21 protein-coding genes are annotated in these 22,336 nt (G+C 63.0%); 6 read left to right on the top strand and 15 right to left on the bottom strand.

Going from position 1 to position 22,336, the window contains the following annotated elements; all coding sequences use genetic code 11:
* Positions 1–57: 57 nt before the first annotated feature.
* The 6 genes from ettA to ychF form a co-directional block, all read right to left on the bottom strand.
* A complete protein-coding gene (ettA, locus tag BPHY_RS13790) occupies positions 58–1,725 on the bottom strand; it encodes an energy-dependent translational throttle protein EttA (RefSeq protein ID WP_012402084.1) in 1,668 nt (555 codons plus the stop codon).
* Positions 1,726–1,943: 218 nt separating this feature from the next.
* Complete coding sequence (locus BPHY_RS13785; protein ID WP_012402083.1) at positions 1,944–3,035, bottom strand: sn-glycerol-3-phosphate import ATP-binding protein UgpC; 1,092 nt, start codon at positions 3,033–3,035, stop codon at positions 1,944–1,946.
* A 12-nt stretch (positions 3,036–3,047) separates the two neighbouring features.
* The gene (ugpE, locus tag BPHY_RS13780) at positions 3,048–3,893 is read right to left on the bottom strand and encodes a sn-glycerol-3-phosphate ABC transporter permease UgpE (RefSeq protein ID WP_012402082.1); all 846 of its coding nucleotides are present in this window, start codon (positions 3,891–3,893) and stop codon (positions 3,048–3,050) included.
* A complete protein-coding gene (ugpA, locus tag BPHY_RS13775; protein ID WP_012402081.1) occupies positions 3,890–4,774 on the bottom strand; it encodes a sn-glycerol-3-phosphate ABC transporter permease UgpA in 885 nt (294 codons plus the stop codon). Before ugpA ends, ugpE begins: the two co-directional genes overlap by 4 nt.
* Before the next feature lie 99 nt (positions 4,775–4,873).
* Positions 4,874–6,199 (bottom strand): sn-glycerol-3-phosphate ABC transporter substrate-binding protein UgpB, encoded by a 1,326-nt coding sequence (gene ugpB, locus BPHY_RS13770; RefSeq protein ID WP_012402080.1) that lies wholly within the window; start codon positions 6,197–6,199, stop codon positions 4,874–4,876.
* 271 nt (positions 6,200–6,470) lie between these two features.
* Positions 6,471–7,565: a redox-regulated ATPase YchF gene (gene ychF, locus BPHY_RS13765; protein ID WP_012402079.1), complete on the bottom strand. Its 1,095-nt coding sequence runs from the start codon at positions 7,563–7,565 to the stop codon at positions 6,471–6,473.
* Between the two features lie 403 nt (positions 7,566–7,968).
* Between ychF and BPHY_RS13760 the strand changes: the two genes are divergently transcribed.
* The 4 genes from BPHY_RS13760 (at position 7,969) to BPHY_RS13745 (ending at position 12,737) form a co-directional block, all read left to right on the top strand.
* A complete protein-coding gene (locus BPHY_RS13760) occupies positions 7,969–9,141 on the top strand; it encodes a UbiH/UbiF family hydroxylase (RefSeq protein ID WP_012402078.1) in 1,173 nt (390 codons plus the stop codon).
* 163 nt (positions 9,142–9,304) lie between these two features.
* Entirely contained in the window at positions 9,305–10,030 is a 726-nt protein-coding gene (locus tag BPHY_RS13755; RefSeq protein ID WP_012402077.1) for a DsbC family protein, read from the top strand.
* Positions 10,031–10,130: 100 nt separating this feature from the next.
* A complete protein-coding gene (locus BPHY_RS13750; protein WP_012402076.1) occupies positions 10,131–11,924 on the top strand; it encodes a M61 family metallopeptidase in 1,794 nt (597 codons plus the stop codon).
* A 216-nt stretch (positions 11,925–12,140) separates the two neighbouring features.
* Positions 12,141–12,737 (top strand): FMN-dependent NADH-azoreductase, encoded by a 597-nt coding sequence (locus BPHY_RS13745; RefSeq protein ID WP_012402075.1) that lies wholly within the window; start codon positions 12,141–12,143, stop codon positions 12,735–12,737.
* Between the two features lie 155 nt (positions 12,738–12,892).
* On the opposite strand, the gene BPHY_RS13740 is transcribed toward BPHY_RS13745, so the two are convergent.
* The 8 genes from BPHY_RS13740 to rpe form a co-directional block, all read right to left on the bottom strand.
* The gene (locus tag BPHY_RS13740) at positions 12,893–13,705 is read right to left on the bottom strand and encodes a uracil-DNA glycosylase (protein ID WP_012402074.1); all 813 of its coding nucleotides are present in this window, start codon (positions 13,703–13,705) and stop codon (positions 12,893–12,895) included.
* A gap of 90 nt (positions 13,706–13,795) precedes the next feature.
* A complete protein-coding gene (locus tag BPHY_RS13735) occupies positions 13,796–14,431 on the bottom strand; it encodes a CYTH domain-containing protein (protein ID WP_012402073.1) in 636 nt (211 codons plus the stop codon).
* Positions 14,432–14,460: 29 nt separating this feature from the next.
* On the bottom strand, positions 14,461–15,246 hold the full coding sequence (trpC, locus tag BPHY_RS13730) for an indole-3-glycerol phosphate synthase TrpC (protein WP_012402072.1): 786 nt from the start codon (positions 15,244–15,246) through the stop codon (positions 14,461–14,463).
* Positions 15,247–15,264: 18 nt separating this feature from the next.
* Positions 15,265–16,293 carry an anthranilate phosphoribosyltransferase gene (gene trpD, locus BPHY_RS13725; protein WP_012402071.1) on the bottom strand — a complete coding sequence of 343 codons (1,029 nt, stop codon included), beginning with the start codon at positions 16,291–16,293 and terminating at the stop codon, positions 15,265–15,267.
* Between the two features lie 20 nt (positions 16,294–16,313).
* Positions 16,314–16,901, bottom strand: coding sequence for an aminodeoxychorismate/anthranilate synthase component II (locus BPHY_RS13720; RefSeq protein ID WP_012402070.1), 588 nt, complete (start codon positions 16,899–16,901; stop codon positions 16,314–16,316).
* Positions 16,902–16,913: 12 nt separating this feature from the next.
* Positions 16,914–18,407 carry an anthranilate synthase component I gene (gene trpE / locus BPHY_RS13715; protein ID WP_012402069.1) on the bottom strand — a complete coding sequence of 498 codons (1,494 nt, stop codon included), beginning with the start codon at positions 18,405–18,407 and terminating at the stop codon, positions 16,914–16,916.
* Between the two features lie 420 nt (positions 18,408–18,827).
* Positions 18,828–19,550, bottom strand: a complete 723-nt coding sequence (locus BPHY_RS13710) for a phosphoglycolate phosphatase (RefSeq protein WP_012402068.1) — start codon at positions 19,548–19,550, stop codon at positions 18,828–18,830.
* A gap of 1 nt (position 19,551) precedes the next feature.
* Positions 19,552–20,235: a ribulose-phosphate 3-epimerase gene (rpe, locus tag BPHY_RS13705; RefSeq protein ID WP_012402067.1), complete on the bottom strand. Its 684-nt coding sequence runs from the start codon at positions 20,233–20,235 to the stop codon at positions 19,552–19,554.
* 266 nt (positions 20,236–20,501) lie between these two features.
* On the opposite strand from rpe, the gene apaG reads away from it, so the two are divergent.
* Positions 20,502–20,876 (top strand): Co2+/Mg2+ efflux protein ApaG, encoded by a 375-nt coding sequence (gene apaG, locus BPHY_RS13695; RefSeq protein WP_012402066.1) that lies wholly within the window; start codon positions 20,502–20,504, stop codon positions 20,874–20,876.
* Positions 20,877–20,900: 24 nt separating this feature from the next.
* Here the strand turns inward: apaG and BPHY_RS42525 are convergent, their stop codons facing one another.
* Positions 20,901–21,074 (bottom strand): hypothetical protein, encoded by a 174-nt coding sequence (locus tag BPHY_RS42525; protein ID WP_041763617.1) that lies wholly within the window; start codon positions 21,072–21,074, stop codon positions 20,901–20,903.
* On the opposite strand from BPHY_RS42525, the gene mltA reads away from it, so the two are divergent.
* The gene (mltA, locus tag BPHY_RS13685) at positions 20,995–22,227 is read left to right on the top strand and encodes a murein transglycosylase A (protein ID WP_012402065.1); all 1,233 of its coding nucleotides are present in this window, start codon (positions 20,995–20,997) and stop codon (positions 22,225–22,227) included. The genes BPHY_RS42525 and mltA overlap by 80 nt on opposite strands.
* The last annotated feature ends 109 nt before the right edge of the window (positions 22,228–22,336 follow it).

The raw sequence follows: 22,336 nt of genomic DNA, 5'->3' as shown, positions 1-22,336 counted from the left end.
GCCGTTCGCATCGAACCGCGAGCGCGGTCCGATTGCGGACGGCCATGCAACGAACGCTTAGCGGCTGATCGGCTTGTAGCGCAGACGCTTGGGGCGCGCCGCTTCTTCGCCCAGGCGCGCGCGCTTGTCCGCTTCGTACTCCTGGTAGTTGCCGTCGAAGAAGGTGACTTGAGAATCGCCTTCGAAGGCGAGGATATGCGTCGCGATCCGGTCGAGGAACCAGCGGTCGTGCGAGATGACCATCACCGAGCCGGCGAACTCGAGGAGGGCGTCTTCGAGCGCGCGCAGCGTTTCGACGTCGAGGTCGTTTGACGGTTCGTCGAGCAGCAGCATGTTGCCGCCGGCGATCAGCGTCTTCGCCAGATGAAGACGGCCGCGTTCGCCGCCCGACAGATTGCCGACGATCTTCTGCTGATCGCCGCCCTTGAAGTTGAAGCGGCCGATGTAGGCGCGCGACGGCGTCTCGTACTTGCCGACCGTCAGCACGTCTGCGCCGCCGGAGATTGCTTCGAACACGGTCTTCGAGCCGTCGAGCGCGTCGCGGCTCTGATCCACGTATGCGAGCTTCACGGTCGGACCCTGAACGATTTCGCCCGAATCGGGCTGTTCCTTGCCTGTGAGCATGCGGAACAGCGTCGACTTGCCGGCGCCGTTCGGGCCGATGATGCCGACGATCGCGCCTGCCGGAATCTTGAAGCTCAGGTTGTCGATCAGCAGGCGATCGCCGTACGACTTGCTGACATTCTTGAACTCGACCACTTCATTACCGAGGCGGTCGCCGACGGGAATGAAGATTTCCTGGGTTTCATTGCGCTTCTGGTACTCCTGGCTGTTCAGTTCCTCAAAACGCGCGATACGTGCCTTCGACTTGGCCTGACGGCCCTTCGGATTTTGCCGCACCCATTCCAGTTCCTTCTTGATCGCCTTTTGACGCGCGGATTCCGACGCTTCTTCCTGCTTGAGGCGGTCTTCCTTCTGGTCGAGCCAGCTGCTGTAGTTACCCTTCCACGGAATGCCGTGGCCGCGGTCGAGTTCGAGAATCCACTCGGCGGCGTTGTCGAGGAAGTAGCGGTCGTGGGTGACGGCGACGACGGTGCCTGGGAAGCGCGTGAGGAACTGCTCCAGCCATTCGACGGATTCGGCGTCGAGGTGGTTGGTCGGTTCGTCGAGCAGCAGCATGTCGGGCTTTTCGAGCAGCAGCTTGCACAGTGCGACGCGGCGCTTCTCGCCGCCCGACAGGTGTTCGATCTTCGCGTCCCACGGCGGCAGGCGCAGCGCGTCGGCGGCGACTTCGAGCTGCTGTTCGGGGCTGCCGCCATCCGATGTCGCGAGGATGGCCTCGTACTTCGCCTGCTCGGCGGCGAGCGCGTCGAAATCGGCGTCCGGCTCGGCGTAGGCAGCGTAGATTTCGTCAAGCTTCTTCTGCGCCTGGAACACGTCGCCGAGGCCTTCTTCGACGGCTTCGCGCACGGTCTTTTGCGGATCGAGCTGCGGCTCCTGCGGCAGATAGCCGATGTTCAGGTTCGGCATTGGCGTGGCTTCGCCTTCGATATCCTTGTCGACGCCGGCCATGATCTTGATCAGCGTGGACTTACCCGAGCCGTTCAGGCCGAGCAGACCAATTTTCGCGCCGGGGAAAAACGACAGCGAGATGTCTTTCAGAATGTGGCGTTTGGGCGGCACGATTTTGCCGACCCGGTTCATGGTGAAGACGTATTGGGCCATTTTTGCTTGACAGATGAAATTGGAGTTTGGCACTGCGCGTGCTGGCGCCGGCTGGAGGCGGGCGGATCTGGCATTGTACTTCTTGAGCTCGCTGGGGCTTTGTTCTCGCTTTTTGTCTCGGCGCAGTCGCCGGTTTTGCCTGCGGCCCGGCGTCGCCTTTTGTGCGGACGCCGACCAAAAGACAAGATCCGCGACTGCGTCGTAGACAGAAAAAGCCCTCAGTTCAACCGCCGCCCGCTCTCCTCATCGAAGAAATGCAAATGCCGCACCGGCAAGGCGGCCGACAGCATTTCACCGGCGCGAGGCCGATGCCCATGCGGCAACCGCACGGTGACATCATGCCTACCCCAGCGCCCATGCGCGAGATTATCGGCACCTAGCAGTTCGCACGAATCGACGGCAAGCGTCGCCGATGACGCTTCAGGCGCCAGACCGGGCGTCATATGCTCGGGCCGGATGCCGAGCACGCAGCCGCGACCGTTCGCAACTTCGCGGCCCACGCAAGGCACGCCATCGAGAGGCAGCTTCGGCCCTTCACCCGCGACTTCGAAGAAGGCGCCATCTTCCGACACCCAGCCGCTCAGCAGATTCATCCCCGGTGAGCCGATAAAGCCCGCCACGAACGTCGTCGCAGGCCGCTCATAAACTTCGGTCGGTGCGCCGATCTGCTCAGCGTGTCCCTTGTTCATCACAATCACACGCTGCGCCAGCGTCATCGCTTCGACCTGATCGTGCGTCACGTACAGACTCGTCGTCTTGAGCCGCCCATGCAAACGCTGGATTTCGAGCCGCATCTGCACGCGCAAACGCGCATCGAGGTTCGACAGCGGTTCGTCGAACAGAAACACGGCAGGCTCGCGCACGATCGCACGCCCCATCGCCACACGTTGCCGTTGTCCGCCCGACAGTTCGCGCGGCTTTCTGGCAAGCAACGGTTCGAGTTCAAGAATCTTCGCCGCAGTCAAAACGCGTGCTTCGACCTTCGATTTCGGCAGCCCCGCGATCTTCAGCGCATAACCCATGTTTTCCGCGACCGTCATATGCGGGTAGAGCGCGTAATTCTGAAACACCATCGCGATGTTGCGATCCTTCGGCTCCAGCTCGTTGACGACCTTGCCGTCGATTGCAATCGTGCCTTCCGTGACCGCTTCGAGACCCGCGACCATCCGCAGCAACGTCGACTTGCCGCAGCCCGACGGCCCCACCATCACGACGAACTCGCCATCCTCGACATCCGCGTTGATGCCGTGCAGAACGTTCTGCTTGCCGTCATACGATTTCTTCACGCCCTTGAGCGTCAGTGCAGACATGACTGTTCATCCTTATTTTTCAGCATCCACCAGACCGCGCACGAACCAGCGCTGCATCGTCAACACGACAACGAGCGGCGGCAGCATCGCGAGTAGCGTGGCCGCCATCACCAGATGCCATTCGGTGGCGGTATCGCCGGATGCGATCATGCTCTTGATGCCGACCACGGCCGTGGTCAGCGATTGCTCGTTCGTGATCAGGATCGGCCACAGGTACTGGTTCCAACCGTAGATGAACGTAATTACGAAGAGCGCCGCGAGGTTGGTCCTGGACAGCGGCAGCACGACGTCCCAGAAGAAACGCAACGGCCCCGCGCCGTCGATGCGCGCGGCTTCCATCAGTTCGTCGGGTAGCGTGAGGAAGAACTGGCGAAACAGGAACGTCGCAGTGGCCGACGCGATCAGCGGCAAAGTAAGACCGGCGTAGGTGTTGCTCAGATGCATCGACGACACGACCTGCACCGTCGGAAAGATGCGTACTTCGACGGGCAGCATCAGCGTGATGAAGATCAGCCAGAAGGCGATGTTGCGGCCCGGAAAGCGGAAGAACACGATCGCGAATGCCGAGATGATCGACACGGCGATTTTGCCGATGGCGATGACGAGCGCCATCACGAGGCTGTTGAGCAGCATCGTGCCGAACGGGCTGGCGGCGTTGCCCGTGCCATGTGTCCAGATGTTGGCGATGTTCTCGAACAGATGCGTGCTGGGCACCAGCGACAGAGGTACGCTGAATACTTCCTGCTCGTTCATCGTCGCCGCGCAGAACGCGACGTAGACGGGAAACACGACCAGCAGCACGCCGACGATCAACACGACGTGGCAGAAAATATCGAAGCCGCGGCGATTCTCGATCATGAGTATTGAACCCTCCGCTCGATGAAACGGAACTGCACGACGGTCAGCCCAACGACGATCAGCATCAGCACGACCGACTGCGCGCCGGAACTGCCGATGTCGAGTCCCTGGAAGCCTTCGGCGAAGATCTTGTAGATCAGCGTGCGCGTCGACTGGCCGGGACCGCCGCCGGTTGCCGCGTCGATGATCGGGAAGGTGTCGAAGAACGCGTAGACGAGATTGACGACGAGCAGGAAGAACGTGGTCGGCGACAACAGCGGTAGCGCGATGCCGAAGAAGCGGCGCACGGGGCCGGCACCGTCGATAGCCGCCGCTTCGATCAGCGAGCGCGGAATGGCCTGCAGGCCTGCATAGAGGAACAGGAAGTTGTAGCTGACCTGCTTCCAGATAGACGCGAGCACGACGAGGAACATCGCCTGCCCCGGATTGAGCGCGTGATTCCACACGATGCCCGCCTTGCCGAGCGAGTAGGTCACGAGGCCGATGCTCGGATTGAAAAGGAACGACCACAGCACGGCGGCGATCGCGGGCGCCACCGCGTACGGCCAGATCAGCAGCGTCTGGTACGCTTTGGCGCCGCGCGTCACGCGGTCGGCGCACGCGGCGAGCAGCAGCGAAATCGCGAGGCCGCACACAGTGACGAGCGCGCAGAAGATCAGCGTCGTTTCAAACGACGCGAGATACAGCGGATCGGCGAAGAGTTGCTTGAAGTTGCCCAGGCCCACGAATTCGCTCGACGTGCCGAAGGCATCCTGCGTCTGCGTCGATTGCCAGAGCGCCTCGCCCGCGGGCAGCAGGAAGAACAGCAGCGTAATCGCGAGCTGCGGCGCGACGAGCAGATACGGCAGCAAGCCGGTGCCGAAGCGGGAGCGCTTGTCCATCGACGTCCCTTTCAAAAGTGACCAGGCGGGCGCGACTTGCGTTTGCCACATGTTGTGACTCGCAGAAAGGCACGCCCTTCGCGTGGATTAACGCGCGGATTAACTACCCGCCTTCTCGAAGCGGCGCAGCAGTTCGTCGCCGCGCGACACCGACGAATCGAGCGCTTCCTTGGGCGTCTTCTTGTCGGCCCAGACCTGTTCGAGTTCTTCGTCGATGATCGTGCGGATCTGCGGCATGTTGCCTAGACGCAGGCCCTTCGTGTACGGCAGAGGCGGCTTGTTGAGCATCTGCTTGATGGCCGTATCGCTGCCGGGGTTCTTCTCGTAGAAGCCTTGCTGCTGGGTCAATTCATAGGCGGCTGTGGTGACGGGCAGGTAGCCCGTGTCCTGATGCCACTTCGCGGCGACGGGCGCCGAACTGAGATACGCCAGGAACTTCGCGACGCCCTTGTAGACGGCGGGGTCCTTGCCCGACAGCACCCACAGGCTGGCGCCGCCGATGATCGCGTTCTGCGGCGCGCCCTTCACGTTTGCGTCGTACGGCATCGTGCCCGTACCGAAGTTGAACTTCGCGTACTTGCGGATCGTCGCGAGCGAGCCGGACGAATTCGTGATGATCCCGCAGTCGCCGCTATAGAACTTCGACACCGGCTCATCCTTGCGGCCCGCATAGGTGAACGTGCCATCCTTCGCCATTTTCTGCAGGAAGCTGATGTGCGCGACCTGCAGCGGCTTGTTGAATTCGAGCTTTGCGTCGGCGCCGTCGAAGCCGTTGTTCTCCGTCGCGAACGGCGCGCCGTGCCACGCGCTGTAATTCTCTAGCTGAATCCAACTTTGCCAGCCCGACGAATAACCGCACGACATGCCCGCGGCCTTCAGTTTTTGCGCGTCCTGTTCGAGTTCGGCCCAGGTCTTCGGCGGCGTGTTCGGATCGAGGCCGGCCTTCTTGAAGGCGTCCTTGTTGTAGTAGAGGACGGGCGTCGAGCTGTTGAACGGCATCGAGATCAGATGGCCCGTTTTCGAGTCGCTGTAGTAGCTGGCGATGGTCGGTACGAACGCTTTTTCGTCGAGCGTCATGCCCGCCTGCCTGAATACCTCGGAGACGGGGACGACGGCTTTCTTCGCCTGCATCATCGTTGCCGTGCCGACTTCGTAGACTTGCAGGATCGCGGGCGCGTTGCCACTGCGATAAGCGGCGATGCCTGCTGCAAGCGTCTGGTCGTAGGTGCCCTTGAAGACCGGGACGATCTTGTAATCGCTCTGCGATGCATTGAAGTCGTTGGCGATCGTGTTCAGGCGCTCGCCGAGCGCGGCTTCCATCGCGTGCCAGAACTGGATTTCGGTGGTGGCGTAGGCGCTTTGATATGCGCCGAAGCCGAGAACAGCAGCGACGGACAGCGAACGGAACAGCGGCTTGCAATGCATCGAGGGTCTCCTGATGGTGGAAAGCGCGAATTGCGGTCGCGCGATTCTAGTTGTGATCGATGACAGGAAAGCGTCGGTGAGTCTTCTATATGTAAGTCTCTTCGTCGAACGGGCAATGTAACATCGTAAGAATACCTGGAGAAAGCGCGATTATCCCGAGCGCCGATGGATGCGCGGGCAACGAAGGCGAAAAAAAAGCCGCGTCGTAGCGCGGCCTGATGTGCTGTGCGAACCCCGCTCGAGGCGGCGGGGATGAATTAACAATTGCTGGTCAAACGTTGAAGAGAAAATTCATCACGTCGCCGTCATGCACGATGTACTCCTTGCCTTCGGCGCGCATCTTGCCCGCTTCCTTCGCGCCTTGCTCGCCCTTGTACGCGATGTAATCGTCGAAGCCGATCGTCTGCGCGCGAATGAAGCCGCGCTCGAAGTCGGTATGAATCGCGCCCGCCGCCTGCGGCGCGGTATCGCCGATGTGGATCGTCCACGCGCGCACTTCCTTCACGCCCGCCGTGAAGTACGTCTGCAGCCCGAGCAGCTTGAAGCCGGCGCGGATCACGCGGTTCAGGCCCGGCTCGTCCATGCCCATGTCGGCAAGAAACACTTCCTTGTCTTCATCAGCGAGATCGGCGATTTCCGCCTCGATCGCCGCGCATACTGCAACCACGGGCGCTTTCTCGGATTCCGCATAGTTGCGCACCGCGTCCAGATGCGGATTGTTCTCGAAGCCGTCTTCCTTGACGTTCGCGACGTACATGGCCGGCTTGGCCGTAATCAGGCAGAACGGCTTGATCAGCAAACGCTCTTCTTCCGTCAGATCGAGGCCGCGCACCGGCTTCGCCTGGTCCAGTTGCACGCGAACCTTCTCCAGCACGGCTGCGAGCTTCACCGCTTCCTTGTCGTTGCCGGACTTGGCGGCTTTGGCATAACGCGTGAGGGCCTTTTCGACCGTCGCGAGGTCGGCGAGCGCCAGTTCCGTGTTGATGACCTCGATGTCCGACACAGGGTCCACCTTGCCCGCGACGTGAATCACGTTCTCGTCTTCGAAGCAGCGGACGACGTGCGTGATCGCATCGGTTTCGCGGATGTTCGCGAGAAACTGGTTGCCGAGGCCCTCACCCTTGCTCGCGCCTGCAACGAGGCCCGCAATGTCGACGAACTCGACGACGGCGGGGACGATGCGCTCCGGCTTGACGATTTCGGATAGCGCCTTCAGACGCGCGTCCGGCACTTCGACCACGCCAACGTTCGGCTCGATCGTGCAGAAGGGATAGTTTTCGGCGGCGATGCCCGCCTTGGTCAGCGCGTTGAACAGGGTGGACTTGCCGACGTTAGGCAGGCCGACGATGCCGCATTTGAGGCTCATGAAGGTTCTCTACAAATCAGGTGGTGACAGGCTTCGGCGAACGGAGCGGACTTGCCGTACGGGTTGCACGCGGCGCGGCGCGATGCCGGCAACGGCCCGCAGGTTCGCTCGCGTGTATCGCGCGGCACAGGCGGACTGTCGTAAGACGCCCGCCGCGCTGCGCATGCGCGCCGGGGTGCCGGTTATCCGAAAACCGCAATTGTAACCCTGTCCGGCGCCGCATTCGCTGCAGCGCAAGAGCGGCCACGCGTGCCGCTCGTCGCCGGCTTTTGAGGTCGGGCCATGCATAATCGCTCGCATCTGTGCCGACCGGCATCAAACACCTGCCCAACAAAGCCAGACTACCCCCGAAAGACGGCGGAGCCGATCCGTCCCCGCCACCCCTCGCGGCTATAATGCCCGGATGAATGCTCACCATCAGTCCTTCGACGTCGCCGTAGTCGGCGGCGGGCTCGTCGGCAAGACGGCGGCGCTCGCGCTCACGCAGACCGGGCTGCGCGTCGCGCTGCTCGCGCAGCACTGTCAGCCGCTGCCTGCCGGCGCCGTGTTCGACTCGCGCGTCTATGCGCTGTCCGCGAGTTCGCAGGCGTTGCTCGACCGCCTGCGCGTGTGGCAGGCGCTCGATGCATCGCGGCTCGCGCCTGTGTACGACATGCGCGTCTACGGCGATGCTCACGCAGAACTGCACTTTTCGGCCTTTCAGGCTTCGGTGCCGCAGCTCGCGTGGATCGCGGAATCGTCGTTGATCGAACATGCGCTCGACGCCGCGCTGCGTTTCCAGCCCAATCTCACGTGGATCGATACGCGCGCACAGGGGCTCGATGTGAAGACGGGCGGCGCAACGATCGGTCTTGCGAACGGCAAGGTGCTCGAAGCCGATCTCGTGGTCGGTGCGGATGGCGCGCATTCGTGGGTGCGTGCGCAGATCGGCTCGAAGGTGACCCGGCGCGACTACCGGCAGACAGGCGTCGTGGCGAACTTCAAGGCCGGGCGCCCACACGGCGAAACCGCCTGCCAGTGGTTTCGCGACGGCGAGATCATCGCGCTGCTGCCGCTGCCGAACGGTCACGTGTCGCTCGTCTGGTCGGCGCTGACCGATCACGCGAATACCCTCGTCAAGCTCGATCCGGCGCAACTCGCGGCCCAAGTCGAGCGCGTGACGATGGGCGCGCCCGGAACGCTCGAATGCGTGACACCCGCGCAAGGCTTTCCGCTTGCGCTGCAAACGGTCGACCGGCTGGTCGCGCCGCGCGTCGCGCTGGTCGGCGATGCCGCGCATCTGATCCATCCGCTTGCCGGGCAGGGCATGAATCTTGGATTGCGCGACGTGGCGTCACTCGTCGACGTGATCGCGAAAAAAGAGGCGTTTCGCGATATCGGCGACATGGTGCTGTTGCGCCGCTACGAGCGTTCGCGCAGCGAAGACATCCGTGCGCTGACCGTCGCCACCGACGGCCTGCAAAAGCTGTTCGGGCTGCCCGGCAATCTCGCGCGGGCTGTCCGCAACACGGGCATGGCGTTCGTCGGCGCACAGCCGCTAATTAAACGCTGGCTCGTGTCGGCGGCGCTTGGCTGACGCATCGGCGGACGGTGCGCGCCGCGCGTTGAACCGCACGGCGGCGCGCACGTCTGACAGGATGGCACGCAAGGCATACCATCTGCGCCAGGCGCGCGGTACTTGAACACAGGCGCTAACGAGCGGCATACGGCCGCGCGCCAACCGAATCAGGAGCAGCAGTATGAAGAAATCTATCCGCATCGCGGCGCTGGCGCTGGCCGTTGCGACCCTCGGACTCGGCTGTTCGGCCCAGGCCGACCAGACCACCGACAAACTCAAGTCGACGCTGCAAGCGCGTCTGAGCGAAGCAACGATCAAAAACGTGTCGAAGTCGCCGATCGACGGGCTGTACGAAGTGAACCTCGGCTCGCAGATCATCTACAGCGATGCGTCGGGCGACCATCTGATCCTCGGCGACATGATCGACGCAAAGACGCGCAAGAATCTGACGGAAGCGCGTCTGTCCGAAACCAATCGCATCGATTTCGCGAGCCTGCCGTTCGCGAATGCGGTGAAAGTGGTGAAGGGCAACGGTAGCCGCAAGATCGCCGTGTTTTCCGATCCGAACTGCCCGTACTGCAAGCAGCTCGAAACGACGCTGAAGTCGATGGACAACATCACGGTCTACACCTTCCTGTACCCGGTGCTGTCGCCGGATTCGACGGTGAAGTCGAAGTCGATCTGGTGTTCCGCCGACCGTGCGAAGGCGTGGGAATCGTGGATGCAGGATCACCGCGCGCCGACCGCGCCGGGCACCTGCGACACGGCCGCGATCGACAGGAATCTCGCGCTCGGCCAGTCGATGAACGTGAGCGGGACGCCGACCGTTTTCCTCGCGGACGGCCGCCGCCTGCCCGGCGCGGTTCCCGCCGACGAACTGGACAAGGCGTTGTCGTCCGTGCGCTGAGTGGCGCGCATCGTCTGAACGTTGTTGAAAGGAGGCGCGAGGCGCCTCCTGTGTTTTGAGCCTTCCGAACTTCCTCACGATTTTCCACACACGAGCGCCGATGAAGCCGATTCGCTACGCCATCGTTCCGAAACAACCCGCCGCCCATCTCTTCGAAGTCACCGTCACGGTCGCCGATCCCGATCCGGCTGGCCAGCGCTTCATGTTGCCCGTATGGATTCCGGGCAGCTATATGGTGCGCGAGTTCGCGCGCAACATCGTCACGCTGCGCGCGTTCAACGACGCGGGCCGCAAGGTGCGCGTCGAAAAGACCGACAAGCACGCGTGGCAGGCGGCACCCGTCAAGGGCGCGCTCACGCTGCGCTACGAAGTCTATGCGTGGGACATGTCCGTGCGCGCCGCGCATCTCGACGACACGGCGGGCTTCTTCAACGGCACGAGCGTATTCCTGTCGCCGCTCGGCTTCGAGGACGCACCGTGCGTCGTCGATATCCAGAAGCCAGCGGGCCCGCAGTTTCGCAACTGGCGCGTCGCGACGGCGCTCACGGAAGCGCGCGCCACGAAGCGTTACGGCTTCGGCGAGTACACCGCGCAGAACTACGACGAACTGATCGATCATCCCGTCACGCTCGGCGAATTCGAACTCGCCACGTTCAAGGCGCACGGCGTGCCGCATGACATCGTGATCGCGGGTCGCGTGATCGGGCTGGATATGGCGAGGCTGTCGGCGGATCTGCAGCGCGTGTGCGAGGCGCAGATTGCGCTGTTCGAGCCGCGCTCGAAAAAGGCGCCGATGGACCGCTACGTGTTCATGACGCAGGCCGTCACCGACGGCTACGGCGGGCTGGAACATCGCGCGTCGACGGCGCTGATCTGCAATCGCTCCGATTTGCCCGTCACCGGCCGTGACGAGACGACGGACGGCTATCGCACCTATCTCGGCTTGTGCAGTCACGAATACTTCCACACGTGGAATGTGAAGCGCATCAAGCCAGCCGTGTTCGCGCCTTACGATCTGACGCAAGAGAACTACACGTCGCTGCTGTGGCTGTTCGAGGGCTTCACGTCGTACTACGACGACCTGATGCTGGTGCGCAGCGGTCTGATCAAGGAAGCCGACTACTACACGCTGCTCGGCAAGACGATAGGCGGCGTGCTGCGCGGCAGCGGGCGTCTGAAGCAGACAGTGGCCGAAAGCTCGTTCGACGCGTGGGTCAAGTATTACCGTCAGGACGAGAACGCGGCGAACGCGATCGTCAGCTACTACACGAAGGGATCGCTGGTTGCGCTCGCGTTCGATCTGACGATTCGCGCGCAGACGCAGAACCGCAAATCGCTCGACGACGTGATGCGTCTGCTGTGGCAGCGCTACGGACGCGATTTCTACAAGGGGAAGGGGCGGGGCATCGAGGAAGCGGACATCGAGGCACTGTTCGCAGAAGCGACGGGCGCCGATTTGGCCGAGCTATTTGCGGACGGCGTGCGCGGCACGCGCGATCTGCCGCTCGATACGCTGCTCGCGCCCTTCGGCGTGACTATCGAGCCGGATGTCGATTCGAAGAACAAGCCGTCGCTCGGCGCACGGGTGCGCGGCGGCGCGGAGTGCACGCTGGCTGCCGTTCACGACGGCGGCGCGGCACAGAAGGCGGGGCTGTCGGCGGGCGATGTGCTGATTGCCGTCGACGGCCTGCGCGTGACGGGCTCGAATCTCGACGCGCTGCTTGCGCGCTACCAACCCGGCGCAAAGGTCGAGGTGCACGCGTTCCGGCGCGACGAGCTGCGCGTCGCGCAGGTCAGGCTGGACGGCCCGGAAGTCTCGCGCTACAAGCTCGCCGCGAACGACAAGCGGGCGTCGGCCGTCACCGCGCGAAAGCGCTGGCTCGGGGTCAGATAAAGCTTCATCCGCGTCAATAAGCGTTCGCTCCGAGTCAAATAAGGCTTCGCGCCCAGCGTCAATAAAGCTCGCTCACCGTCCATCAGGCAAAGCGCGACGGCGGATTGTTCTATCGTTGCAACAATCCGTCGCCGCCGCGGTACTTTTTCCCGGACGGGGAAAAAAACACAATGGCTCCACTCGCGCACCACAGCGCGCCCCTCACTGGAGTCACAGATGACCACGATCCTGCAAATCAACTCGTCGGCTCGCTCGCAAGGCGCTCAATCGACGCTGCTCGCCAACGAACTGACGGCAAAGCTGCAACAATCGAATCCCGGCGCGCAAGTCGTCGTCCGCAATTTGCACGAAGACGCGCTGCCGCACCTCGACGACGCGATTCTCGGTGCGTTCTTTACGCCGGCAGAACAGCGCACGGCCGAACAGCAAGCGATTGCAGCGCGTAGCGAAGCGCTGATCGCCGAACTGCAAGCTGCCGACATCGTCGTGATCGGCGCGCCGCTGTACAACTTCGGCATCTCGTCGCAATTGAAGACGTACTTCGACTTCATCGCACGCGCCGGCATCACGTTCAAGTACGGCGCGAATGGTCCCGAAGGCCTCGTCAAGGGCAAGAAGGTCTTCGTCGTCTCGGCACGCGGCGGCAAGTACGCCGGCACGCCGGGCGACTCGCAGACGCCTTACCTGACGACGTTCCTCGGATTCCTCGGCATGACCGACGTAAGCTTCATCTACGCGGAAGGCCTGAACATGGGCCCGGATGCAGCGAGCGCGGCACTGGCCGGCGCACGCGAAGCGATCGCCGCAGCCTGAGCAGGCGCGCGGCAAGCCATCCGGCAAGCCGCCTTGCCGTCGGATCCAGTGATCGGCTGAATCGCGACGGCAAAATACAACGCCACGGAACACGATTCCGTGGCGTTCTTCTTTGGATTTTCTGATCGGTCGCAGGAAGCGAGGTAAACCGCGCTTCAGGCGAACACTTCGCCCGTTTCCGGCAAGCGCCAGTCGATGCCCGGTCGGCCGTGCGCTTCGAGAAATTCGTTCGCGAGCGCGAAATGCCGGCAGCCGAGAAAGCCGCGATGCGCGGACAGCGGCGAGGGGTGAGGCGCCTCCAGCACGCAATGCGACTTGCCTTCGAGCAACGCACGCTTGGCCTGCGCATGCGCGCCCCACAGCATGAAAACGAGCCCGTCGTGGCGCATCGCGAGTTCATGGATCAGCGTGTCGGTGCATTTTTCCCAGCCGCGCTTTGCGTGACTCGCTGCACGGTCGCGTTCGACGGTCAGCACCGTGTTGAGCAGGAGCACGCCCTGGCGCGCCCACGCATCGAGGCAACCGTGCTGGGGCGTCTCATAGCCGAGGCTCGCCGCGATCTCCTTGAAGATGTTGCGCAGCGACGGCGGCGGCCGCACCGAAGGCGGAACCGAAAACGCGAGTCCGTGAGCTTGCGGTGTGCCGCGGTCTTCGCCGTGATACGGGTCCTGGCCGAGAATCACGACCTTGACGTCGTCGGGACTGGTCAGACGCAGTGCGCGGAACACGTCGGCGGGATACACGGTCTTGCCGGCGGCTCGCTCGCCGTCGACGAAACGGCACAGCGGCGCGTAACTATCGCTATCGATGAAGGGCTTCAGATGTGCGCGCCATGCTGGCGGCAATGCTTCGAATTGCGATTCGAGCGTTCGGGTGTCGACAGCGGGGGCGGGTGCGCGGCTGGTGTCGTCGTCGGTGAAAAGCGACGGCTGCGTCGGCGGAGTTCGGGAGTGTTTTGCGGAATTCATGGCGGGCTAGTGTGGCAGCAAACGCGAACGCGCTCAAGGTTCCTCGCGTTCGCGTGCACGCTCGCCGCCGCTTTCGCCCCGCGTCGCCGGCTACTTCTCGCCGCGTTCGCGCAGACGATAGCCGCGCTGCGCCTTGCTCACGTCATCGGGACGCAGGCCGTGAACCGCCTTCGCCAGTTCCGCTGACAACGCGCTCAGTGCGCTCGCGTCACCGTGCTTCAATTCCAGCTCGATCTCGCAGATCGGCGCGCGGCGCTTTTCACCGTCCACGTCCGCGAGCACTTCGCCTTGATCGATGGCCGCCTCGATATCCGCGCCGTCGACGCTCACATGCCAGATCGTCCGCGAGAAATTCGTGCTGAAGAGCGGAATCAGTTCGTCGCGGGCGCTGCGCAACGCATGTTTGGACGGCTCGTCGTCGCAGGCTTCGAGCAGGGCGTCGATTTCGAGCGCGTTGCCCTTGACGGGCAGTTCCCACTCATGCCGGCTGTGCAAGCCTTCATCCGACGTGCCGACTGTCTTGTACGTCTGCAGCCAGCCGTCCGGCGTGCGGCGCACGCGCACCGCGCTTTTCGCGCGCGCGAGCGTCAGCGACGGCGTGTCGAAATAGCGGTTTTCCAGCGTGATCGTGCGGCCTGCGCCGCCCGCGCGCTGGATGAACCATTGTGTCGCCGCGCCGACCTGGTCGGTCGGCAGCGCGAGCTTGATCTCGTGTTCCATGCCCATCGCTTGACTCGCTTATGAGGTTCGCCGGCTCAGAAGAACATCCGCGCAAGTTCCACGCCCGGCTCGTCGGCACGCATGAACGCCTCGCCGACGAGGAACGTGTTCACGTCCATCGCGCGCATCCGCTCGACGTCGGTGCGCGACAGAATGCCGGATTCGGTCACGACGATGCGGTCGTCCGGCATCATGTCGAGCAGGCCGAGCGTCGTGTCGATCGAAGTTTCGAACGTGCGCAGATTGCGGTTGTTCACGCCGATCAGCGGCGTCTTCAGCGTCAGCGCTTCGACCAGTTCGTCCTTGTCGTGCACTTCGACGAGCACCGCGAGACCGAGCGAGTGCGCGTACGCTTCGAGGTCCTGCATCTGCGAGGTTTCGAGTGCTGCGACGATCAGCAGGATCGCGTCGGCGCCCATCGCGCGCGCTTCGAGGATCTGATACGGATCGACGATGAAGTCCTTGCGCAGCACGGGCAACTGGCAGGCGGCGCGCGCTTCTTCCAGATACTGTGCGCTGCCCTTGAAGAACTGCACGTCGGTCAGCACGGACAGACATGCTGCGCCATGATTGGCATACGAACGCGCGATATCGGCGGGGACGAAGTGCTCGCGCAGCACGCCTTTCGACGGGCTCGCCTTCTTGACCTCGGCGATCACGGCCGCGAGACCGGCCTCGTGCTTGGCGCGGATTGCGCCGACGAAATCGCGCAGATCGCGTGTGGATGCCTGGAGACGCAGTTCTTCGAGCGGCGCGCTTTGCTGCGCGGCGCGCACTTCTTGGCGCTTGACGTCGATGATGCGGTCGAGAATATCGCTCATGTGATTTCCGTTACTTGATCAATGCTTGAACTGCTGCGTGAAGCGGACCAGTTCGTCGACTTTCGCGCGTGCCTTGCCGCTCGCGATCGCCTCACGCGCCAGCCGGATGCCGTCCGCGATCGACTCCGCGACGTTGGCCGAGTAGAGTGCCGTGCCCGCGTTCAGCGTGACGATCTCGCGCGCGACGCCAGGCTTGTTGTCGAGCGCCTCGAGCAGCAGAACTTTCGATTCCGCCGCGTCCGCCACCTTCAGCGTGCGGTTCGACACCATCTGCATACCGAAGTCCTCGGGATGAATCTCGTATTCGGTTATTTCGCCGTTACGCAGTTCGCCGACGAGCGTCGCCGCTCCCAGCGACACTTCGTCCATGCCGTCCCTACCGTACACGACCAGCACGTGGCGTGCGCCGAGACGTTGCATCACTCGAACCTGAATGCCGACGAGATCCGGGTGAAACACGCCTTGTAGCTGGTTCGGCGCGCCGGCCGGATTCGTCAGCGGACCGAGAATGTTGAAGATGGTCCGCACGCCGAGTTCGCGCCGCACGGGCGCGATGTTCTTCATCGCGGGATGATGGTTCGGCGCGAACATGAAGCCCATGCCCGTTTCGGTGATGGAAGCCGCCACCTGTTCCGGCTGCAGGTCGATGTTCACGCCGAGCGCTTCTAGCACGTCCGCGCTGCCCGACTTGCTCGATACGCCGCGATTGCCGTGCTTCGCGACCTTCGCGCCCGCCGCGGCCGACACGAACATCGTGGCCGTCGAAATGTTGAACGTATGCGATCCGTCGCCGCCCGTACCGACGATATCGACGAAGTTCGAGTTGTCCTGCACGTCGACATGACGCGCGAACTCACGCATCACCGTGGCGGCCGCGGTGATTTCGCCGATGGTCTCTTTTTTGACGCGCAGGCCGGTGATGATTGCAGCCGCCATCACGGGCGACATGTCGCCGCGCATGATGAGACGCATCAGGTGCAGCATCTCGTCGTGGAAAATCTCGCGATGCTCGATCGTGCGTTGCAGCGCTTCCTGTGGCGTAATCATGGTGACGTCTCCTCTTATATTCAGGCGCTGCGTGCCGCGGTTTTCGACTGCTTCACGAAGTTTTCGAGCAACGCGTGGCCATGTTCCGACAGAATCGATTCAGGATGGAACTGCACGCCTTCGACGGCGAGCGTCTTATGACGCACGCCCATGATTTCTCCGTCGTCGGTCCACGCGGACACTTCGAGGCAGTCGGGCAGCGATTCGCGTTCGATGGCGAGCGAGTGATAGCGCGTGACGGTGAAATGCTTCGGCAAGTCGGCGAACACGCCTTTGCAGTCGGTTTCGATCTGGCTCACCTTGCCGTGCATGATGGTCTGCGCGCGCACGACGCGGCCGCCGAATGCTTCGCCAATCGCCTGATGGCCAAGGCACACGCCGAGTATCGGATACTTGCCGGAAAATTTACGCAGCACGTCGAGCGTGATGCCCGCGTGTTGCGGATTGCTCGGTCCCGGCGACAGGCAGATGCGCTCGGGGCTGAGCTTCGCGATGTCATCGAGGGTGATCTCGTCGTTGCGATAAGTCCGAACGTCTTCGCCGAGTTCGCCGAAGTACTGGACCAGGTTATAGGTGAACGAGTCGTAGTTGTCGATCATCAGCAGCATGGTCAGTCTCCGTCAGAAGTCGCTATCGAGGCCGTCTTGGACCTGCTCGGCGGCGCGCAGCACGGCGCGCGCCTTGTTCTCCGTCTCTTGCCATTCGGATTCGGGCACCGAGTCGGCGACCACGCCCGCTGCCGCCTGTACATACAGATTGCCGTTGCAGATCACACCCGTGCGGATCGTGATTGCGAGGTCCATCTCGCCCGTGAACGACAGGTAGCCGACGGCGCCGCCGTACAGGCCGCGCTTCACGGGTTCGAGTTCGTCGATCAGTTCCATTGCGCGAACCTTCGGCGCACCCGACAGCGTGCCCGCCGGGAACGTCGCGCGCAGCACGTCGAAATTGGTCATGCCCGGCTTCAGCTTGCCCTCGACGGAACTCACGATGTGCTGCACGTGCGAGTATTTTTCGATCACCATCTTGTCGGTCACGGCCACAGAGCCGATTTCCGCGATGCGGCCCACGTCGTTGCGCGCGAGGTCGATCAGCATCACGTGTTCGGCGATCTCCTTCGGATCGTTCAGCAGTTCGGTGGCGAGTTCGGCGTCGCGCTCAGGCGTGTTGCCACGCGGACGCGTGCCCGCGAGCGGCCGGATCGTGACGATGCGGTCGTCGTTGCGCTTTTCCTGACGCACGAGAATTTCCGGCGACGCGCCGACCACGTGGAAGTCGCCGAAGTTGTAGTAGTACATATACGGCGACGGATTCAGCGAACGCAGCGCGCGATACAGCGAGAGGGGATTGTCGCGATAGGGCTTGGTGAGGCGCTGGCCCACCTGCACCTGCATCAGTTCGCCTGCTGCGATGTATTCCTTCGCCTTGCGCACGGCGGCCAGATAGTCGTCCTTCTTGAACTCGCGGAAGATTTCGGTCCGCACGCTCGCCGACGTGACGGGCGGCTGCACGGTCGTGCGCAGGCGTTGCTTGAGTTCGCGCAGACGCTGCTTGGCGCGCGTGTACGCTTCGGGCGTGGTCGGGTCGGCGTAGATCACGAGGTACAGCTTGCCCGCGAGGTTGTCGATGACGGCGACTTCTTCCGTCAGCAGCAGCTGGATGTCCGGGAGATGCAGGTCGTCGGGCGGGGCCGTGTGCGCGAGCTTCTTTTCGATGTAGCGCACAGCGTCGTAGCCGAAGTAGCCGGCGAGACCGCCCGCGAAACGCGGCAGGCCCGGGCGCAGCGCGATCTTGAAGCGACTCTGGAACTGCTGGATGAATTCGAGCGGATCGCCTTCATGCGTCTCGACGACCTTGCCGTCCTTGACCACTTCCGTCACGCCGTTATTCGTGCGGATCAGCGTGCGCGCCGGCAGCCCGATGAATGAGTAGCGGCCGAAGCGTTCGCCCCCCACCACCGATTCGAGCAGAAAAGAGTTCGCGCCGTTGCGCTCGGTTTGCGCGAGCTTCAGATACAGCGAGAGCGGCGTCTCAAGATCGGCCAGCGCTTCGGCGATCATCGGGATGCGATTGAAGCCCTCGTTTGCGAGGGACTGAAATTCGAGTTCGGTCATGTTCCGATCCTGTTCGTGTGTCCGGCGGTGTGGTGCTCGGACATGGCATGGCTGCGTTACCGGTCGAATGTGCTCGTCACAGGTAAGAGACCGGCGCGCGCTTTCCCGACGACGCATGCACGGCTTCGCAGCACGACGATAGTACGCAAGGTACGCGACGGCTAGCTGAAACTCGAAACAGCGAGGTTGCACCAGTCGAAACCGGCAGTTCGGGAAAAGCGCGGAAGCGCAGCGAATGAAAAAACGGGTGCCAAAGACGAGCTTCAGCGTACCTCGGGCGAGGTATCAGCGCGACCAGCGACGCCAGGGCCAGGCTCCCCGGTCGATCGTGCTCAGACTCCGTTTTTTATTCAGAAACATGAGGAAGACTTTATTAAGTCGAATGATTAAGTGCTGCTTGGGCGGCACTCGGTCTGTTGCTTATGTGACTGCATTGTGCGCCGCGATCGCCTTGGCGGCGCCCAACAGCGACACAACTATACCATCCGAATTTATGGTTTGCACAGCCTCGCCATGATTGTAGCCATACGGCACGGTCAGCGTCGCCATGCCGGCCGCGCGGCCGGCGAACGCATCGTTCTGCGAATCGCCGATCGCAACGGCCTCCTTAGGCGACACACCGAGCCGCTCGCACGCGGTCAGCATCGGCAGCGGATCGGGCTTCTTTGCCGCGACGCTGTCGCCGCCCAGTACGACGCTGAAGTAGCGCAGCAGCCCGTGATGCTCGAGCAGTTGTTCCGCGAAGCGGTGCGGCTTGTTGGTCACGCACGCGAGTTCCAGACCCACGTTGCGCAGCGCAATCAGGCCAGCTTCGACGTCGGGATAGAGCCGCGTATGCAGACCGTTGATCTTCGCGTACTCCTCCTGATAGATCGCGAGCGCCTCGTCGAAACGCGATTGCGCAAGCTCGGCCTCGAAGCGCGGCGCGAGCACGCTGCGGATCAGATGCTCGGAGCCTTTGCCGACATAGTCGATCACTTCTTCGCGCGAGGTTTCTTCCGCGTCCAACTGGGCGAGCATGCCGTTCAGCGATGCCGTGAAGTCGTCGGCGGTATCGACCATCGTGCCGTCGAGATCGACGATAGCCGCCCGAATCTTCCCAGCCGTGAACGCGGGAGCGGGGTAACGAGGCGTGGCTTCCATATCAGCGCCCGACCGACGCCAACGCGCCGCGCATCTTGTCGATGACCGCCTTGTAGTCGGGATGGCCGAAGATCGCCGAGCCTGCCACGAATGTGTCCGCGCCCGCTGCCGCGATTTCCGCGATGTTGTCGACCTTCACGCCGCCGTCCACTTCGAGGTGAATCTCGCGGCCGGTCTTTTCCTTGTAAGCGTTGATTTTCGCGCGTGCTTCGCGCAGCTTGTTCAGCGCCTCGGGAATGAACGACTGTCCGCCGAAGCCCGGATTCACCGACATGATGAGCACGAGGTCCAGCTTGTCCATCACGTGATCGAGGTAGTTGAGCGGTGTCGCGGGATTGAACACGAGGCCCGCCTTGCAGCCGTGATCGCGAATCAGCGACAGCGTGCGGTCGATATGGTCCGATCCTTCCGGGTGGAAGCTGATCACGTTCGCGCCGGCCTTCGCGAAGTCGGGGACGATGCGGTCGACGGGACGCACCATCAGATGCACGTCGATGGGCACCTGCACGTGCGGGCGGATCGCTTCGCATACGAGCGGGCCGATCGTCAGGTTCGGGACATAGTGGTTGTCCATCACATCGAAGTGGATCCAGTCGGCGCCTGCGGCAACGACGTTGCGGACTTCTTCGCCGAGCCGCGCGAAGTCGGCGGACAGGATGCTCGGAGCGATGCGGAATTGAGTCATGGCGAGGGTGGGGCGGGAGACGAAAAACGCTATTTTAGCGCTGGGTGGCGCGCCGCGGCCTGGTGCATGCGCCCGGCGCGGCGTATCCGGCGCAATCTTCCCCAGCCTTGTCCCGTTGGCGGACGCGGTTGCGGGCCTGCGCCGCATCAAGCAGAATGCCAAACCATGTCAACGCCCTGTGCCGGTACGCCGCCATTCGCGTGCGAGCCGCCAGCACACGGCCTCGCGCGGATTCATAGCGCGCCACGCTTATTATCGGAACCAGCATGAGTCAGTACGAATTCAGCGTGTCTTCCCAGGTCCGGTATATCGCCGAAGAGTCGGACCCGGAGCATCGGAAATACGCTTTCGCATACACGCTCACCATCCGCAATACGGGCCAGGTGACCGCGCAGCTGATCGCGCGTCACTGGCTGATTACGGATAGCGAAAATCGCGTTCAGGAAGTGAAAGGGTTGGGCGTGGTCGGGCATCAGCCGTTGCTGAAGCCGGGCGAGCAGTTCGAGTACACGAGCTACGCCGTGATCGCGACGCCTGTCGGAACAATGCGCGGCGAGTATTTCTGCGTGGCCGAGGATGGCGAGCGCTGGGATGCGCCCGTGCCGGAATTCGTTCTGCGCATGCCGCGCACGCTGCATTGAACGGAAAGCACCGCGCGCAGTCTGTTAGCGACGCGGCTGACGTTGCGGCGGGACCTGGTTTGCGTCCTGCTTCTGGCGTGCGGCATTCTTTTTCTTGCCGGACGCTGTCCACACAACGATGAAAATCAGCAGGGAAAGCGCGAGGAGCGACTCCAGCGCGAAGATGAGCATCGGGTATTCGTCGAGCAGATCAGACATGGCAGTTTCCATCGAGAACAATCATTGTATGCGCTTTGTCCGCCGGGCCGCGAGCTGGGCGGGAGCACTATCCGTTGCCGTGCTGCTTGCGTCGTGCGGCGGCGGCGGTGTGGTGCGGCCTTCCGTTTCGCCGCCGATGGGCGCCGCGATCATCCCCGGCCAGATTGCTTCACAACGGCTGACGGCTGTAGCCTGGCAGCAGGTGCCGGGCTGGCAGGACGATTCGCTGATCGGCGCTGCTGCCGCGCTGCGCCAGAACTGCGCACGCCTCGCAAGCCAGGCGACATGGCGGCGTGCCTGCGCTGCGGCGCTGATGCTGGACGATCTCGACGTGGCTAGCGCACGCGCCTTTTTCGAAACCTACTTCACACCATTCCAGTTCGCGAACACGGACGGCACGCTGGACGGACTGGTGACAGGCTACTACGAGCCGTTGCTACGGGGTTCGCGCGTGCGTCGCGGCGTGTATCAGACAGCCCTGTACCGTTGGCCGCCCGCTTACCGCCCCGGTTCGCCGATGCCCGCGCGCGCGCAGCTCGAGCGTTCCGGCGTGCTGAACGGCAATGAACTGGTGTGGGTCGACGATCCCATCGAGGCTTTTTTCCTGCAGGTGCAAGGCTCGGGACGCATCGTGATGGAAGACGGCAGTGTGATGCGGGTCGGCTTCGGCGGCACGAACAATCAACCGTACAAGTCGATCGGCCGCTGGCTGCTCGATCGCGGTGAACTCACGCCAGCACAGGCGACCATGCAAGGCATCAAGGCTTGGGCGCGCGCGAACCCGACGCGTGTCGATGCGCTGCTCGATACGAATCCGCGCTTCGTGTTTTTCCGCGAGATGGCGTCGAACGAACCGATGCCGGCGGGTGGCGCCGACGGGCCGATTGGTGCGCTTGGCGTGCCGCTGACGCCGGAGCGGTCGATTGCCGTCGATCCGTCGTCGATTCCGCTCGGGACGCCCGTCTTCCTGCAGACGACCCGTCCAATGACGAACGCACCGATGAATCGCCTGGTGTTTGCGCAAGACACCGGGTCGGCGATCAAGGGTGGCGTACGTGCCGACTATTTCTGGGGACTCGGCGATGAAGCTGGCGATCTGGCAGGCAAGATGAAGCAGGCGGGTCGGATGTGGTTGCTGCTGCCCAATTCTTGAGGTCGTCGTGAGAATGGGGCGCGCTTCAGCCGTTGCCTGAACTGGAAAGCCCGACGGCTGTCATCACCGCCGTCGGGCTTTCGTTTTTGTCAGCCGGCAGTTTGCGGCA

Source organism: Paraburkholderia phymatum STM815, assembly GCF_000020045.1.
Classification (GTDB): Bacteria; Pseudomonadota; Gammaproteobacteria; order Burkholderiales; family Burkholderiaceae; genus Paraburkholderia; species Paraburkholderia phymatum.
The sequence above is the reverse complement of the archived record's forward strand: the minus strand, read 5'-3'. Positions and strand labels throughout refer to the sequence as shown.

What these genes read in the sequence shown, in the direction of transcription:
- BPHY_RS13735 (WP_012402073.1), bottom strand. Translation starts at nt 14,431, where the DNA reads ATGGGCATGGAACACGAGATCAAGCTCGCGCTGCCGACCGACCAGGTC.
- ugpA (WP_012402081.1), bottom strand. Translation starts at nt 4,774, where the DNA reads ATGGACAAGCGCTCCCGCTTCGGCACCGGCTTGCTGCCGTATCTGCTC.
- BPHY_RS13740 (WP_012402074.1), bottom strand. Translation starts at nt 13,705, where the DNA reads ATGAATTCCGCAAAACACTCCCGAACTCCGCCGACGCAGCCGTCGCTT.
- mltA (WP_012402065.1), top strand. Translation starts at nt 20,995, where the DNA reads ATGAAAATCAGCAGGGAAAGCGCGAGGAGCGACTCCAGCGCGAAGATG.
- BPHY_RS13720 (WP_012402070.1), bottom strand. Translation starts at nt 16,901, where the DNA reads ATGCTGCTGATGATCGACAACTACGACTCGTTCACCTATAACCTGGTC.
- trpC (WP_012402072.1), bottom strand. Translation starts at nt 15,246, where the DNA reads ATGAGCGATATTCTCGACCGCATCATCGACGTCAAGCGCCAAGAAGTG.
- ugpE (WP_012402082.1), bottom strand. Translation starts at nt 3,893, where the DNA reads ATGATCGAGAATCGCCGCGGCTTCGATATTTTCTGCCACGTCGTGTTG.
- ychF (WP_012402079.1), bottom strand. Translation starts at nt 7,565, where the DNA reads ATGAGCCTCAAATGCGGCATCGTCGGCCTGCCTAACGTCGGCAAGTCC.
- BPHY_RS13760 (WP_012402078.1), top strand. Translation starts at nt 7,969, where the DNA reads ATGAATGCTCACCATCAGTCCTTCGACGTCGCCGTAGTCGGCGGCGGG.
- apaG (WP_012402066.1), top strand. Translation starts at nt 20,502, where the DNA reads ATGAGTCAGTACGAATTCAGCGTGTCTTCCCAGGTCCGGTATATCGCC.
- ettA (WP_012402084.1), bottom strand. Translation starts at nt 1,725, where the DNA reads ATGGCCCAATACGTCTTCACCATGAACCGGGTCGGCAAAATCGTGCCG.
- ugpB (WP_012402080.1), bottom strand. Translation starts at nt 6,199, where the DNA reads ATGCATTGCAAGCCGCTGTTCCGTTCGCTGTCCGTCGCTGCTGTTCTC.
- trpE (WP_012402069.1), bottom strand. Translation starts at nt 18,407, where the DNA reads ATGACCGAACTCGAATTTCAGTCCCTCGCAAACGAGGGCTTCAATCGC.
- BPHY_RS42525 (WP_041763617.1), bottom strand. Translation starts at nt 21,074, where the DNA reads ATGTCTGATCTGCTCGACGAATACCCGATGCTCATCTTCGCGCTGGAG.
- rpe (WP_012402067.1), bottom strand. Translation starts at nt 20,235, where the DNA reads ATGACTCAATTCCGCATCGCTCCGAGCATCCTGTCCGCCGACTTCGCG.
- BPHY_RS13750 (WP_012402076.1), top strand. Translation starts at nt 10,131, where the DNA reads ATGAAGCCGATTCGCTACGCCATCGTTCCGAAACAACCCGCCGCCCAT.
- BPHY_RS13710 (WP_012402068.1), bottom strand. Translation starts at nt 19,550, where the DNA reads ATGGAAGCCACGCCTCGTTACCCCGCTCCCGCGTTCACGGCTGGGAAG.
- BPHY_RS13745 (WP_012402075.1), top strand. Translation starts at nt 12,141, where the DNA reads ATGACCACGATCCTGCAAATCAACTCGTCGGCTCGCTCGCAAGGCGCT.
- BPHY_RS13785 (WP_012402083.1), bottom strand. Translation starts at nt 3,035, where the DNA reads ATGTCTGCACTGACGCTCAAGGGCGTGAAGAAATCGTATGACGGCAAG.
- trpD (WP_012402071.1), bottom strand. Translation starts at nt 16,293, where the DNA reads ATGATTACGCCACAGGAAGCGCTGCAACGCACGATCGAGCATCGCGAG.
- BPHY_RS13755 (WP_012402077.1), top strand. Translation starts at nt 9,305, where the DNA reads ATGAAGAAATCTATCCGCATCGCGGCGCTGGCGCTGGCCGTTGCGACC.